Source organism: Achromobacter sp. CF-sbj1-Ac2-l (assembly GCF_052698165.1).
In genome coordinates this window covers 1421977-1434939 of record NZ_CP199855.1, presented here as the reverse complement: position 1 = coordinate 1434939, position 12963 = coordinate 1421977, and the positions used below count along the sequence as shown (strand labels likewise).

Sequence of the window (12963 nt, the reverse complement as noted above, 5' to 3'; positions counted from 1 at the left end):
TCATGGAATTTAGCACACAGACCACTGCTTCCCTGCACCAGATCAAGACCGCCGCGCTGGCGGTCGGGGTCTTCGCCGACGGCGTGTTGAGCCCCGCCGCCGACCTGATCGACCGCGCCTCCAACGGCGCCGTGCGCGCCGTCGCCAAGAACGAGTTCCGCGGCCGCGCCGGCTCGACCCTGGTGCTGCGTTCCCTGCCGGGCGTGTCGGCCCAGCGCGTGGTCCTGGTCGGCCTGGGCAAGCAGGACGAATACTCGGCTCGCGCCCACGCCTCGGCCGAACAGGCCTTCGCCGCCGCCTGCGTCGCGGCCCAACTGACCGAAGGCGTGTCCACCCTGGCCGCCAACCCGATCGCCGACGTGCCCCTGGTTGCCCGCGCCCGCAGCGCCGCCATCGCCGCCGGCAGCGCCACCTATCACTATGACGCCAGCTTCGGCAAGCCCGACCGCGACGCCCGTCCCAAGCTCAAGAAGATCGTGCAGATCGTCGAGCGCGCCGACGCCGCCCAGGTCCAGAAGGGCCTGCGCGAAGGCGCCGCCATCGCCAACGGCATGGAACTGACCCGCACCCTGGGCAACCTGCCGGGCAATATCTGCACCCCCACCTACCTGGGCGACACCGCCAAGCGCCTGGCGCGCGAATTCAAGTCGCTCAAGGTCGAGGTCATGGACCGCAAGCAGGTCGAAGCGCTCGGCATGGGCTCGTTCCTGTCGGTGGCGCGCGGCTCCGAGGAAGCGCTGCGCTTCATCGTCCTGCGCCATGCCGGCAAGCCCGCCAAGAAGAGCGCCAAGGCGTCCGAAGGCCCCATCGTGCTGGTCGGCAAGGGCATCACCTTCGACGCCGGCGGCATCTCGCTCAAGCCCGCGGCCACCATGGACGAAATGAAGTACGACATGTGCGGCGCGGCCAGCGTGCTCGGTTCGTTCCGCGCACTGGCCGAACTGGAACTGCCGCTGGACGTGATCGGCCTGATCCCGGCCTGCGAAAACCTGCCCAGCGGCAAGGCGAACAAGCCGGGCGACGTGGTCACCAGCATGGCCGGCCTGACCATCGAGATCCTCAACACCGACGCCGAAGGCCGCCTGGTGCTGTGCGACGCGCTGACCTACGCCGAGCGCTTCAAGCCGTCCGCCGTCATCGACATCGCCACCCTGACCGGCGCCTGCGTCGTGGCCCTGGGCCATGTCAATACCGGCCTGTTCACCAAGGACGACGCGCTGGCCGAGGCCCTCTCGTCCGCCGGCCGCCAGGCCCTGGACACCGCCTGGCGCATGCCGATGGACGACGCCTACCAGGACCAGCTCAAGTCCAACTTCGCCGACCTGGCCAACATCGGCGGCCCCCCCGCCGGCGCCGTCACGGCCGCCTGCTTCCTGTCGCGCTTCACCAAGTCGTATCGCTGGGCGCATCTGGACATCGCCGGCACCGCCTGGAAGAGCGGCAAGGACAAGGGCGCCACCGGCCGACCCGTGCCGCTGCTGATGCAATTCCTGCTGGACCAGGCTTGAGCGGCAGCCCGCGGATCCCGGCATGACGCGCATCGATTTCGCCTTTGGCGCGCCCGACCGCCTGCGCATGGCCTGCCAGGTGGTGCGCAAGCGCTACCTGGCGGGCCAGCGGCTGGTGGTGTATTGCCGCGAGGGCTCGCGCCTGGCGCAGTTCGACCGCATGCTGTGGGCCTTCGATGACACCTCGTTCGTGCCGCACGTCCTGGCCAACGATCCGCTGGCGGCCGAGACGCCCGTCGTCCTGACCGCCGGCGATCCGCAGCAGGCGGCGCAGGCCGCCGGCGACGGCCCTTCGCCCTGGCTGCTCAATCTCGACGACGACTGCCCGCCGGGCTTCGAGACCTTCGAGCGGCTGCTCGAGATCGTCTCGGACGATCCCGACGACAAGCAGGCCGCGCGCCAGCGCTGGCGCGTCTATCAGGGCGCCGGCCACACGCCGCAAAGCCACGACCTGAGCCAACGACAGCAGGGCGCCTGACCGCCCTCCCCGCCTCCCGCGCCGCCCCCAGCGGCGCCATCTCGACCCTCGGGAGCCCCCATGCCCCACCGCCCTTCCGACCCCGGCATCCCCACCCTGACCCAGCGGGCCGAACCCACGCTGTCGCCTCCGGAAGCGCCGCTGCTGACCGACGCGCCCCAGGATGACGACGCCTTCCCATTGCTGACCGACGTTGCCCCGAATGACGACGCCTTCCCGCTGCTGACCGACGTTGCCCCGAATGACGACGCCTTTCCGCTGCTGACCGACCTCGCCCGGGATGATGATGCCTTCCCGCTGCTGACGGATGTCGCTCAGGACGGCGCCGACGCGCCGCGTCTGGCTGAAGCGGCCGATACGCCCGCCCTTCCGGCCCTTGCCGCGGCAGTCGCGCCCGACGCCCCGGCCGCCGCACCGGCAGAGGCCTCGGTGCTGGCCGCCCGCCTGCAGGCGGAAGTCGAACAGGTCATGCGCCAGGCCCTGGCCGACGCCATCGAACAGATCCAGGCGCGCATGGACGAGGAACTGCCGCGTATCGTGGCGCGGGTGATGCAGGACGTCAGGCCCGGTTGAAACCGGCTTGACCATCCCCATAACAGGGTCATGCCTGCCCGCCCTGCGCGCTAATTCTTCTGAAAACTGGATTCTTCAGGGAACTGTAAGGTATCCTTGGCATCTAAGCCTTCTAGGCAAATCAATTTCTGCCGTACACAGGAGTCCTCCATGAACGAATATCGTCCGTCCCCCTTTAACCGTTCCGGCACCCTCGCCGGCGCGCCGGGCGAGGTCGTGCGCAACAAAGTCCTGCGCAACACCTATTGGCTTCTGGCGCTCTCGCTGATTCCGACCGTGCTGGGCGCGGCCGTCGGCCTGTACACCGGCATCAACCGCGTCATGGGCGCCAGCCCGGGCCTGTCCGCCATCGTGTTCCTGGTGGGCGCTTTCGGCATGATGTTCGCCATCGAGAAGAACAAGAACAACTCGCTCGGCGTGGTCCTGCTGCTCGCCTTCACGTTCTTCATGGGCGTGATGCTGTCGCGCCTGCTGGGCTTCGTGATGGGCTTCAGCAACGGCTCGCAACTGGTCATGACGGCCTTCGGCGGCACCGCGATCGTGTTCGGCACGATGGCCACGCTGGCCACCACCATCAAGCGCGACCTGTCCGGCCTGCAGAAATTCCTGTTCATCGGCGCGGTCGTGATCCTGGTGGCGGCCCTGGCCAACATCTTCCTGCAGTTGCCCGCGCTGATGCTGACCATCTCGGTGCTGGCCATCGTGATCTTCTCGGCGTTCATGCTGGTCGACCTGCAGCGTGTCGTGAACGGCGGCGAGACCAACTACGTGTCCGCCACGCTGGCCATCTACCTGGACGTCTACAACGTCTTCTCGAACCTGCTGATGCTGCTGGGTATCTTCGGCGGCAACCGCGAGTAAGCGCGCGGCTGTCACAGTCACAAGGGCCTGCATGAACCATGCAGGCCCTTTTTCATTGGAGCGAGCCATGCCTGATCGCCGTCGATTCCTGCAGGCCGCCGCCTGCGCATCCCTGCTGGCCCAGCCGTGGACGGCAAGCGCCCTGAGCCTCCAGCGGCCGATGCTGACCCGTCCGATCGGGGCCACCGGCGACATGCTGCCGGTGATCGGCCTGGGCACCGCCGACACCTTCAATGTGTCGCCCTCGGACGCGGCCGCCATGGCGCCGCTGGCGCAGGTCGTGGACGCCTTGCTGGAGGCGCGCGGCTCGCTGATCGACACCGCCCCCAGCTACGGACAGGCCGAAGCCGTCACCGGAGCGCTGCTGGCGCGCGAGCCGGACCGGCGTCCGCTGGTGTTCCTGGCCACCAAGATCAGCACCCAGGGCCACGAGGCGGCCCGGCGCCAGATCGAGAACTCGCTACGCGCGCTGCGGACGCAGAAGCTCGACCTGATCCAGGTCCACAACCTGATCGACACCCGCAACCAGTTGGCGCTGCTGCGCGAACTCAAGCAGCAGGGCGTAACGCGCTACCTCGGCATCACGCACTACACCGACGCCGCCCATGACGAACTGACCGGGCTGGTCGAAAAGGAAAAGCCCGACTTCCTGCAGATCAATCTGTCGGTGGGCGCGCGCAACGCCGAAAAGCGCCTGCTGCCGGCCTGCCAGGCCAATGGCGTCGCGGTGCTGGTCAACCGCCCGTTCCAGGACGGCGCGCTGTTCCGCCAGGTCCGGGACCGGCCGCTGCCGGCCCTGGCCGGTGAAATCGACTGCACCTCATGGGCGCAGTTGTTCCTGAAATTCATCATCGGCCATCCCGCCGTGACCGCCGTCATCCCCGCCACCTCCAAGCCGGCCAACATGGTGGACAACGCGCGGGCCGGCTTCGGTCCGCAACCGGACGCGGCGCTGCGCGAACGCATCGCCGCCCTGCTGGGCTGAAGCCATGCGCGCCGCCGGCTCCTGGCGCCAGCGGGCGGCGCAAGCGCTGGGGCTCCAACCCGGCGAGGTGGCGGCGGGCGCCTGCGGCTTCGCCTTCTTCTTTTTCCTGTTCTGCGGCTATTTCATGCTGCGGCCGATCCGCGAGACCCTGGGCATCCAGGCCGGCGTCGAACAACTGCAATGGCTGTTCAGCGCCACGTTCCTGGCCATGCTGGCGGTGGTGCCGCTGTTCGGCTGGCTGTCGGGCCGGGTGCCGCGCGCCACGCTGGTGACCTGGGCCTACGCGGTGTTCGCCGCCACCATGGCGGGCTACGCGGCGCTGTTCCACTGGCAACCCGATGGCGTCTGGGCCGCGCGCAGCTTCTACGTGTGGTTGTCGGTCTTCAACCTGTTCGTGGTCTCGCTCGGCTGGAGCCTGATGGCCGACGTCTTCCGCATGGCGTCGGCCAAGCGCCTGTTCGCCTTCATCGCCGCCGGCGCCAGCGCCGGGGGATTGTGCGGCCCCTTGCTGGGCGGCCTGCTGGCGGGCACGCTCGGCACGGCCGGCCTGCTGCTGTTGTCGGCGCTGCTGCTGGCGGCCACCCTGCCGCTCAAGCGCTGGCTGCTGCGCTGGCGCGCCGCGACCCGCTCCGAAGCCGAGACCGCTGAACTGGCGCGCCCGATCCCGGGCGCCATGCTGGCCGGACTGTCGCGGGTGTTCCAGTCGCCCTACCTGCTGGGCATCGCCGTGCTGGTGCTGCTGCTGGCCACGCTCAGCACCTTCCTGTACATGGAGCAGGCGCGGCTGGTGGCCGAGACCTTCCCGGACAGGGCGCAGCGTATCCGCGTCTTCGCCACGCTGGACTTCATCGTGCAGGCCCTGGCGCTGCTGTCGCAGCTATTCCTCACCGGCCGCGTCGCCGCCTGGCTGGGCGTGCGATTCCTGATGGCGGCGGTGCCGCTGGCCATGGCGCTGGCGTTCCTGGCGCTGGCGGCCTACCCGGTGTTCGCGGTGCTGGCCGTCGCCATGATCCTGCGGCGCGCCGGTGAATACGCGTTGGTCAAACCCGGACGCGAGATGCTTTTCACCGCGGTCTCGCCCGAGGACAAATACAAGACCAAGAACGTCATCGACACCGTGGTCTACCGCGCTGGCGACGCGGCCAGCGGCTGGGTCAAGGCAGGGGTCGATGCGCTGGGACACGGCGTGGCGCTGATCGCCCTCCTGGGCGCGCTGTGCGCGCTGGCTGCGGCGGCGCTCGGCTACGGACTGGGGCGCAAGGCCGATCGGCAGCCGCCACCCCGGCCTTAGTTTTTATCGAACAACCATCTGATAAAACCAAACGGATTCCCCGCGCGGCCGCCGCACAATAGCGCAGCCCTCAACGTCCCGGGAACCGTCATGAAACGCTCCGCCAGCCTTGCCGCCCTGTTGCTTTGCCTGACCGCGCAGCCCGCGCTGGCCGAATACCCGGAACGGCCCATCACGATGATCGTGCCGGCCGCCGCTGGCGGCAACGCCGACATCACCGCCCGCCTGGTCGGCCAGGAAATGAGCCGCGTGCTCGGCCAGCCGGTGGTGATCGAAAACCGCGTGGGCGCGGGCGGCCGCATCGGCACCCAGGCGCTGGTGCGCGCCGCGGCCGACGGCTACACCATCGGCTACGCCCACGTCGGCACGCTGGTGCTGCATCGCTATCTCTTCAAGCAGCAGCTCTATGACCTGGACCGCGACATCACGCCGATCGGCCTGGTGGCCGAAACCCCCAACGTCATCGTCGTCAACGCGGCCTCGCCCTACCGCGATCTCAAGAGCTTCATCGACGCCAGCCGCGCCCAGCCCGACCGCCTGACCATGACGTCGGCCGATCCCGGCACCACCAGCGAAGTCGGCGTCAAACTTTTCATCGCCCAGACCGGCGCGGCGGTGCGGCAGATTCCCTATAAGGCCACGGCCGCGCAGTTGGCCGACCTGCTGGGCGGCCACGTCGATTCGATGATGGAGAATCTGCCGCCCCTGATCGGCAATCTGAAGGACGGCCGCCTGCGCGCGCTGGCTGTCACCACCAAGGCCCGCGCGGCATCCAATCCGGACGTGCCGACGGTGGCTGAGCAAGGCTATCCCGACTACGAGCAATCGGCTTGGAGCGCGCTGGTGGCGCCGGCCGGCACGCCGCCCGCCGTCATCGCGCGGCTGAACGCGGCGATGAACGCCGCGCTGCGCGCGGAACCCGTCGCGCGCGAACTGCGCAGCCGCTCGCAGGAGCCGCTCGGCGGCGCGCCCGCCGACGTCCAGACCCAGATCCAGAAGGAACTGCCCAAATGGGAAACCCTCATCAAGGCCGCCGGCACCACGCTGGATTGACACACCCTCGCCCGCGACCGGAGGCCACGCCATGATCCAGGTAAGCCGCGAAGACTTCACCTGCGCCGCCGCCACCAACGCGTCGGCCTACCGGCGCGTCACCATCCCGGTGCTGAAGATCGAGGCCGGCCCCGGGCCGGCCGTGGCGCTGATGGCCGGCGTGCATGGCGACGAATGGGAAGGCCAGGCGGCCATCCTGCAGCTCTGGCAACTGCTGCCGGGCGTCCTGCAGCGCGGCACGGTCTACCTGCTGCCCGCCGCCAACGCCGAGGCCTCGCTGGCCGGCACGCGCCTGTCGCCTTCCGACGGCGGCAACCTGAACCGCGCCTTTCTCGGCGCGCCGGCGCGCGGCTATACCGAGAGCGTGGCCGCCGCCCTGGAGGCGCGGCTGCTGCCGCGCATCCAGGCACTGGTGGACATCCACAGCGGAGGCGCATCGCTGCGCTACCTGCCGTCTTCGGTCATCACCCGCTATGGCGACGACGCCTATGATGAACGCCTGCCGTCCCTGGCCCGCGCCTTCGGCCTGCCGCATTGCGTGTTCTTTCGCGGCGGCGAATCCGGTTCGATGCCGGCCGCCGCCAGCCGCCTGGGCGTGCTGCGCCTGAGCGCGGAAATCGGCGGCGGCGGCGAGACCACCCGCGCGCTGGTGGAACGCTGCCGCGACGGCCTGCTCGGCTGCCTGGCCGAACTGGGCTTGCTGGCCGCCGCCACGCCGCGCCAGCCGGCGCCGTTGCTGCACGACCTGGACGCGCCGGCCGCCACCCTACGCAGCCGCGAACCGGGCGTGTTCATTCCCGCCGTCGATCTGGGCCAGACCGTGACCGCCGGCCAGACCATCGGCCAGCTCATAGAACCCGCCCGCCCCGACCTGCCCGCGCGCGCCCTCGCCAGCCCGCAGGCCGGCACCGTCGTCTGCCTGCGCGCCATCGCCCGCAGCGACGACGGCGACTGCCTGCTGCAGGTCGCCCCCGCCCTTCCCCTGGACTCCCTTGCCTCGTTGTACTGACCCATGCTGATGAACCCCCGCTTGTCCGGCCTGCGCTGCATCCGCTGCGACAGCCAACTGCCGCCCGCCGACTACCCGGAAGGCTGCCCGCATTGCCTGGAGGCCGGCCATCCCGCGTCGCTGGAATGCCAGTACGCCGCAGGCTCCGGCGACGCAATCGACCTGCCGGTGCTGGACCCCGTCACGCTCGGCGAAGGCGCCACGCCCTGCCTGGATGCGCCCGCGCTGGCGCAGGCCGAGGGCGTGGGACGGCTCTGGCTCAAATGCGAGAGCGCCAACCCCACCGGCAGCCACAAGGACCGCATGGCCGCGCAACTGGTGTCGCGCGCCCGGCTGGCCGGCGCCACGCGTGTGGCCGCGGCTTCCAGCGGCAATGCCGGCGTCTCGCTGGCGGCCTATTGCGCCGCCGCCGGTTTGCAGGCCGACATCGCCATCACCCGCCACTGCCCGCCGCTGCAGCGCGAGGCCATGCAGCGCTTCGGCGCCCGCCTGACCGCATTCGACGACAGCCTGGGCCGCTGGCCCCATGTCGCCGACCTGTGCCGCAACCAGGGCGCTTTCGCCGGCACCAACTATCTCAACCCGCCGGTCGGCACGCATCCCTACGGCGTCGAAGGCTACAAGCCAATCGCGCAGGAATTGTTCGACCGCTGCGGCCTGCCCACCGACATCGTCGTGCCAACCGCGCGCGGCGACCTGCTGTGGGGCATTATGATGGGCTGGCAGCAATTGCTGCGCGCCGGCCGCATCCCGCGCCTGCCGCGGCTGCACGCGGTGGAACCGTTCGCCCGCCTGTCGCGGGCGCGCGCCGCGGGCGATGCGCGCGGCCTGTGGGAAGGGGCCACCGATCAATACTCTATCGCCGGCGGTACCGTCACCCTGCAATCGCTCGAAGCGCTGGCGCGCTCGGGCGGCTCGCCGGTCGAGGTCTCCGATGCCGCCGCCGCCCAGGCGCAGCAGCGGCTGGAGCGCCTGGGCCTGGCCACGGAACTGTCATCGGCCGCCGCGCTGGCGGCGGTCACGCGGTTGCGCCGCGCCGGCCAGCTTGATGCGGAATCGTCGGTGGTGCTGATCCTGACGGCGGACGGCCGCCGCGGCTAGGCGGCGGCAACGGCTGCGCGGGCTCCGAGCCCGTCAGCCGCGCTTGACGCCGTAGCGTTCCACCAACGGCGCCAACGCCGCGCGCAGACAGGTCGCCCAGTACTTGCCAGCCTCCGACAGCGGCCGACTGCCATGCAGGATCATGTGGCATTCGAAATGCACGGGCGCCGCCAGGGGCCTGTGGCACAAGCCCGCGGTTTCCAGCCCCACCGCGGTGGCGGGGTTGGCGATGCCGACGCCATGGCCGGCCAGCGCAAGCTGGCACACCGTGCTCGAGTACGGCGTCTCGATTGCGACGCGCAGGCCGAGGCCGGCCTGCAGCACCAGCGCGTCCAGCCGCTGGCGCGAGGCATCCTCGGCATTCAGGGCGATCACATCCACCTCGGCCAGTTGCGCCAGTCCGACCTGCTCCAGGCGCGCCAGCGGATGACCGTCCGGGAACACCGTCACGGCCCGCAGGCTGGCCAGGCGATGGCCGCGCAGGCCCTCCAGCTCCGACTCATCCGCCACGGCGGCCAAGTCCAGCTCGCCTGACACCACCATGTCGCGCAGTGTGTTCGAATCCCGGATCTGCAGATACAGGGGCGTGTCCGGATAACGCTCGCGAAAGCGCGCGATGGTATCGCTGACGACCGCCCCGCTGTAGGCATGGATGCAGCCGATGCGCAGACGCGGCTGGGCCGCGCCGCGGATCGCGCGGATCTTGCGGCCAAGGCTTTCCAGACCGACGTTCAGGCGGCGGATCTCCTCGTACAGCAGCGTGGCCTCGGGCGTGCGCTGCATGCGCTGGCGCACGCGCTCGAACAGCCGCAATTCGATGCTGGCCTCGAGCGCGGCCAGCGTCGCGCTGACCGTGGCCGGCGACACATCGAGCCGCCGCGCCGCGGCGGTCACGCTTTCCGTTTCATAGACGGTGCGGAAGGTCTCGACCTGCTTGAGCGTGAAGGTCATGGCAGGCGCGCCGCGGGTTCAGATGCGCTGCAGGTCCATCAGCACCCGGCGCGTGGCCAGGGGCCGGCCCGCCAGGTTCTCGGCCAGGCGTTCGCGCAGGTCGCGGCGCAGGGCAGGCTCGATGACGGGATCGTCGAAATCGGGTTCCGCCTCATCCACGCCGTAGCCGGTCTCGCGCAGCAGCGTCCATTCGAAGCGGCGCAAGGCGCCCGCCGCGCGCGTGCCGCCCGACAACTGCTGCAGCGCCATGTCGTAGGCGTCGAACAGCAGCGGATGGGCATCCTCGCGCGGCAACAGGCGCAACAGCAGTTCATTCATGTACCACGCCGACATCAGCGCGGTGCCGTTCAGGGCACGCACGCCCATGATCTCGGCGCGGGTCAGGGTCTTGACCTCGCCGTTGCCGGTCCACGACAGCAGCAGCGGCTGGAACGCCGACAGCACCGGACGCAGCACCGAATACGGGCGCTTGGCGCCCTTGGCGACCATGGCCACACAGCCGTGGTCGCGCGAGAAAGTCTGAACGATGAGGGACGTCTCGCGCCACGCGGTGGCGTGGAGCATGTATCCCGGGCGATCCTGGACGCGAGGCGCCCGTTTACTCATAGCCCAGGTCGCGCAGCGCACTCTCGCGGTCGGACCAGCCCTTGCGCACCTTGATGTAGATCTCCAGGTGCACCGGCTTGTCCAGCAGCTTGGCAATGTCCTGCCGCGCCTCGGAGGCGATGCGCTTCATGTGCATGCCGCCGGTGCCCAGCAGGATCGGCTTGTGGCTGTCGCGCTCCACCACGACGCAGGCGGCAATGCGCGCGCCCTTGTCGGTCTCTTCCCACTGCTCGATCACGACCGTACAGCCGTAGGGCAGTTCGTCGCCGACCAGGCGGAAGATCTTCTCGCGCACCAGTTCGGCGGCGATGAAGCGCATCGGCCGGTCGGTCAGGGTGTCTTCCTCGAACATCGGCTCGCCTTCCGGCAGGCGCGCCGCGATTTCCTGCAGCAACTGGTCGAGCTGCTGGTTCTTGGTGGCGCTGACCGGCACCACGGCGCCAAACGGATGCAACGCCATGATCTTCGAGACGAAGGCGAACAGCTCATCGCGGTTCTTGAGCGCGTCGATCTTGCTGATCACCAGGATAGTGCGCTCCGGCGCAGGCAGCAGCGGCAGCAGCTTGGCGTCGCCCTCCGACCACTTGCCGGCCTCGACCACGTGCACCACCACGTCGACGTCGGCCAGCGCCTGCGTCACGACGCGGTTCATCATGCGGTTCATGGCGCCGCCGTGGCGCGTCTGGAAACCCGGCGTATCGACGAACACGAACTGTTCGTGGTCGCGCGTCAGCACCCCGTGGATGCGGTGGCGCGTGGTCTGCGCCTTGCGCGACACGATGGATATCTTGGAACCGATCAGCGCGTTCGTCAGCGTGGACTTGCCCACATTGGGGCGGCCGACGATGGCCACGAAACCGGTACGGAAAGGGGTATCGCTCATTTAGTCTCTTGGGACACTGCCACGGGCAGCGACAACTGCGCGGTCTTGCGCGCCTTGCCCGACTTGCGGGCGGCCTTGGACGCCGGGCTGATGGCCTGCGCGGCCTCCAGCGCCAGCTTGGCGGCCGACTGCTCGGCCGCGCGGCGGCTTGCGCCGGGCGCGTTCACCTTGATCTCGAGCGCCGGAATGGCGCACTCGACCTCGAACTGCTGGCTGTGGGCCGCGCCATGCGTGGCCACCACGGTGTACACGGGCAAGGCCAGCTTGCGGCCTTGCAGGAATTCCTGCAACAAGGTCTTGGCGTCCTTGCCCAGGGTCTTGGGATCGACCGAGGCCAGCACCGGCTGGTACTGACGCACGATCACGCGGCGGGCGGCGTCGAAGCCGGCGTCCAGGAACACGGCGCCGAACAGGGCTTCGACCGTGTCGGCCAGGATCGACGGCCGGCGGAAACCGCCGCTCTTCAGTTCGCCTTCGCCCAGGCGCAGGTACTGGGACAGCTCCAGGCGCTGGGCGATGTCCGCCAGCGAAGCCTGCTTGACCAGGTTGGCGCGCAGGCGCGACAGATCGCCCTCGTCGATCTTCGCGTAACGCTCGAACAGCATCGCCGCGACGACGAAGTTGAGCACGGAATCCCCGAGGAACTCCAGGCGCTCGTTGTGGCGCGCCCCATGGCTGCGGTGGGTCAGCGCCTGTTCAAGCAGTGCTGGGTCACCGAAGTGGTGATCCAGCCGGTTTTCTAGCGTGGCTAGCGACATAATCAGTTGAACCGGCCAATGCGGCTGAGATCGCTGAAATTCATCCAGATGAAGAAGGCCTTCCCGACGATATTGGATTCCGGCACGAAACCCCAATATCGGCTGTCGGCGCTGTTATCCCGATTATCGCCCATGGCGAAGTATTGCCCCTCGGGTACTTTGCAGCGTACCCCATCGCGGGAATATTGGCAGTTCCCGAGGTTGGGAAATTGGTACTGCGGGCGATATTCCTGCGGCCGGCTCTCATCAAGCAGGATATTGTGGCTAACTTCGCCCAATTTCTCCTTATATTGTGCAATATAGGAGACACGATCAGGCTCGAAATAGTCACCGTCGCGCGTATGTGGCACCAATTGGCCGTTCACGTACAGTTTTTTGTCGAGGTAGGCGATTTCGTCACCAGGCAGGCCCACCACGCGCTTGATGTAATCGACGTCCGGATCCACCGGATAGCGGAACACGAACACATCGCCACGCTGCGGCTTGCCGATCTCGACGACCTTCTTGTCGATCACCGGCAGCCGCAGGCCATAGCTGAACTTGTTCACCAGGATCAGGTCGCCCGATTGCAGCGTCGGCAGCATCGAGCCCGACGGAATGCGGAACGGTTCCACCACGAACGAGCGCAGCACGAACACGAACAGGATCACGGGGAAGAAGCTGACCGCGTATTCGATCCACCACGGCACGCGGCGGGCCTTGTCGCCGGCCTCGCGCCGCAGGCGCTCGGCTTCTTGCGAATCGCCGATCAGCGCCGCGTCGTACTGCGCCATCGCCTCTTGCGCCCGGCGCTCGCGGCCGCGCCGCAATACGGCCAGATCGAGCGCCCAGATAATGCCGGTCAGCACCAGCAGAACAAACAGGATCAGGGCAAAGTTCCAACTCATCAGCTAACCGCCTTCTCGG

General features: G+C 68.8%; 14 protein-coding genes. 9 read left to right on the top strand and 5 right to left on the bottom strand.

Annotated elements, in window-relative coordinates:
• The first annotated feature begins 2 nt into the window (after positions 1-2).
• The 9 genes from ACUDCK_RS06560 to ACUDCK_RS06520 all read left to right on the top strand — a co-directional run bounded on the left by ACUDCK_RS06560 (position 3) and on the right by ACUDCK_RS06520 (position 8859).
• Positions 3-1508, top strand: a complete 1506-nt coding sequence (locus ACUDCK_RS06560) for a leucyl aminopeptidase (RefSeq protein WP_116792754.1) — start codon at positions 3-5, stop codon at positions 1506-1508.
• 22 nt (positions 1509-1530) lie between these two features.
• On the top strand, positions 1531-1986 hold the full coding sequence (locus ACUDCK_RS06555; RefSeq protein ID WP_054501540.1) for a DNA polymerase III subunit chi: 456 nt from the start codon (positions 1531-1533) through the stop codon (positions 1984-1986).
• Positions 1987-2046: 60 nt separating this feature from the next.
• Positions 2047-2559, top strand: a complete 513-nt coding sequence (locus tag ACUDCK_RS06550; RefSeq protein ID WP_054501541.1) for a hypothetical protein — start codon at positions 2047-2049, stop codon at positions 2557-2559.
• 150 nt (positions 2560-2709) lie between these two features.
• Positions 2710-3420, top strand: coding sequence for a Bax inhibitor-1/YccA family protein (locus ACUDCK_RS06545; protein ID WP_006393496.1), 711 nt, complete (start codon positions 2710-2712; stop codon positions 3418-3420).
• Positions 3421-3487: 67 nt separating this feature from the next.
• Positions 3488-4405 (top strand): aldo/keto reductase, encoded by a 918-nt coding sequence (locus ACUDCK_RS06540; RefSeq protein WP_175167589.1) that lies wholly within the window; start codon positions 3488-3490, stop codon positions 4403-4405.
• A gap of 4 nt (positions 4406-4409) precedes the next feature.
• The gene (locus tag ACUDCK_RS06535) at positions 4410-5696 is read left to right on the top strand and encodes an NTP/NDP exchange transporter (protein WP_175167588.1); all 1287 of its coding nucleotides are present in this window, start codon (positions 4410-4412) and stop codon (positions 5694-5696) included.
• Between the two features lie 90 nt (positions 5697-5786).
• Positions 5787-6749, top strand: a complete 963-nt coding sequence (locus ACUDCK_RS06530) for a Bug family tripartite tricarboxylate transporter substrate binding protein (protein ID WP_054501544.1) — start codon at positions 5787-5789, stop codon at positions 6747-6749.
• 31 nt (positions 6750-6780) lie between these two features.
• Complete coding sequence (locus tag ACUDCK_RS06525) at positions 6781-7758, top strand: succinylglutamate desuccinylase/aspartoacylase domain-containing protein (RefSeq protein WP_175167587.1); 978 nt, start codon at positions 6781-6783, stop codon at positions 7756-7758.
• Positions 7759-7761: 3 nt separating this feature from the next.
• Positions 7762-8859, top strand: a complete 1098-nt coding sequence (locus ACUDCK_RS06520; protein ID WP_175167586.1) for a pyridoxal-phosphate dependent enzyme — start codon at positions 7762-7764, stop codon at positions 8857-8859.
• A gap of 33 nt (positions 8860-8892) precedes the next feature.
• Here the strand turns inward: ACUDCK_RS06520 and ACUDCK_RS06515 are convergent, their stop codons facing one another.
• Genes ACUDCK_RS06515 through lepB form a run of 5 tightly spaced genes read right to left on the bottom strand, consistent with a single transcriptional unit; the run spans position 8893 to position 12944 of the window.
• Complete coding sequence (locus ACUDCK_RS06515; RefSeq protein WP_064528195.1) at positions 8893-9810, bottom strand: LysR substrate-binding domain-containing protein; 918 nt, start codon at positions 9808-9810, stop codon at positions 8893-8895.
• 18 nt (positions 9811-9828) lie between these two features.
• Positions 9829-10416 (bottom strand): DNA repair protein RecO, encoded by a 588-nt coding sequence (gene recO, locus ACUDCK_RS06510; RefSeq protein ID WP_054501548.1) that lies wholly within the window; start codon positions 10414-10416, stop codon positions 9829-9831.
• A complete protein-coding gene (gene era / locus ACUDCK_RS06505) occupies positions 10409-11299 on the bottom strand; it encodes a GTPase Era (protein WP_054501549.1) in 891 nt (296 codons plus the stop codon). Before era ends, recO begins: the two co-directional genes overlap by 8 nt.
• Positions 11296-12057 carry a ribonuclease III gene (rnc, locus tag ACUDCK_RS06500; protein ID WP_049072173.1) on the bottom strand — a complete coding sequence of 254 codons (762 nt, stop codon included), beginning with the start codon at positions 12055-12057 and terminating at the stop codon, positions 11296-11298. Before rnc ends, era begins: the two co-directional genes overlap by 4 nt.
• Positions 12058-12059: 2 nt before the next feature.
• The gene (lepB, locus tag ACUDCK_RS06495) at positions 12060-12944 is read right to left on the bottom strand and encodes a signal peptidase I (RefSeq protein WP_054501550.1); all 885 of its coding nucleotides are present in this window, start codon (positions 12942-12944) and stop codon (positions 12060-12062) included.
• Between the last annotated feature and the right edge of the window lie 19 nt (positions 12945-12963).

Bases quoted from the DNA above. Each gene is read 5' to 3' on its own strand.
- ACUDCK_RS06560 (WP_116792754.1), top strand. From the start codon at position 3: ATGGAATTTAGCACACAGACCACTGCTTCCCTGCACCAGATCAAGACC.
- ACUDCK_RS06555 (WP_054501540.1), top strand. From the start codon at position 1,531: ATGACGCGCATCGATTTCGCCTTTGGCGCGCCCGACCGCCTGCGCATG.
- ACUDCK_RS06550 (WP_054501541.1), top strand. From the start codon at position 2,047: ATGCCCCACCGCCCTTCCGACCCCGGCATCCCCACCCTGACCCAGCGG.
- ACUDCK_RS06545 (WP_006393496.1), top strand. From the start codon at position 2,710: ATGAACGAATATCGTCCGTCCCCCTTTAACCGTTCCGGCACCCTCGCC.
- ACUDCK_RS06540 (WP_175167589.1), top strand. From the start codon at position 3,488: ATGCCTGATCGCCGTCGATTCCTGCAGGCCGCCGCCTGCGCATCCCTG.
- ACUDCK_RS06535 (WP_175167588.1), top strand. From the start codon at position 4,410: ATGCGCGCCGCCGGCTCCTGGCGCCAGCGGGCGGCGCAAGCGCTGGGG.
- ACUDCK_RS06530 (WP_054501544.1), top strand. From the start codon at position 5,787: ATGAAACGCTCCGCCAGCCTTGCCGCCCTGTTGCTTTGCCTGACCGCG.
- ACUDCK_RS06525 (WP_175167587.1), top strand. From the start codon at position 6,781: ATGATCCAGGTAAGCCGCGAAGACTTCACCTGCGCCGCCGCCACCAAC.
- ACUDCK_RS06520 (WP_175167586.1), top strand. From the start codon at position 7,762: ATGCTGATGAACCCCCGCTTGTCCGGCCTGCGCTGCATCCGCTGCGAC.
- ACUDCK_RS06515 (WP_064528195.1), bottom strand. From the start codon at position 9,810: ATGACCTTCACGCTCAAGCAGGTCGAGACCTTCCGCACCGTCTATGAA.
- recO (WP_054501548.1), bottom strand. From the start codon at position 10,416: ATGAGTAAACGGGCGCCTCGCGTCCAGGATCGCCCGGGATACATGCTC.
- era (WP_054501549.1), bottom strand. From the start codon at position 11,299: ATGAGCGATACCCCTTTCCGTACCGGTTTCGTGGCCATCGTCGGCCGC.
- rnc (WP_049072173.1), bottom strand. From the start codon at position 12,057: ATGTCGCTAGCCACGCTAGAAAACCGGCTGGATCACCACTTCGGTGAC.
- lepB (WP_054501550.1), bottom strand. From the start codon at position 12,944: ATGAGTTGGAACTTTGCCCTGATCCTGTTTGTTCTGCTGGTGCTGACC.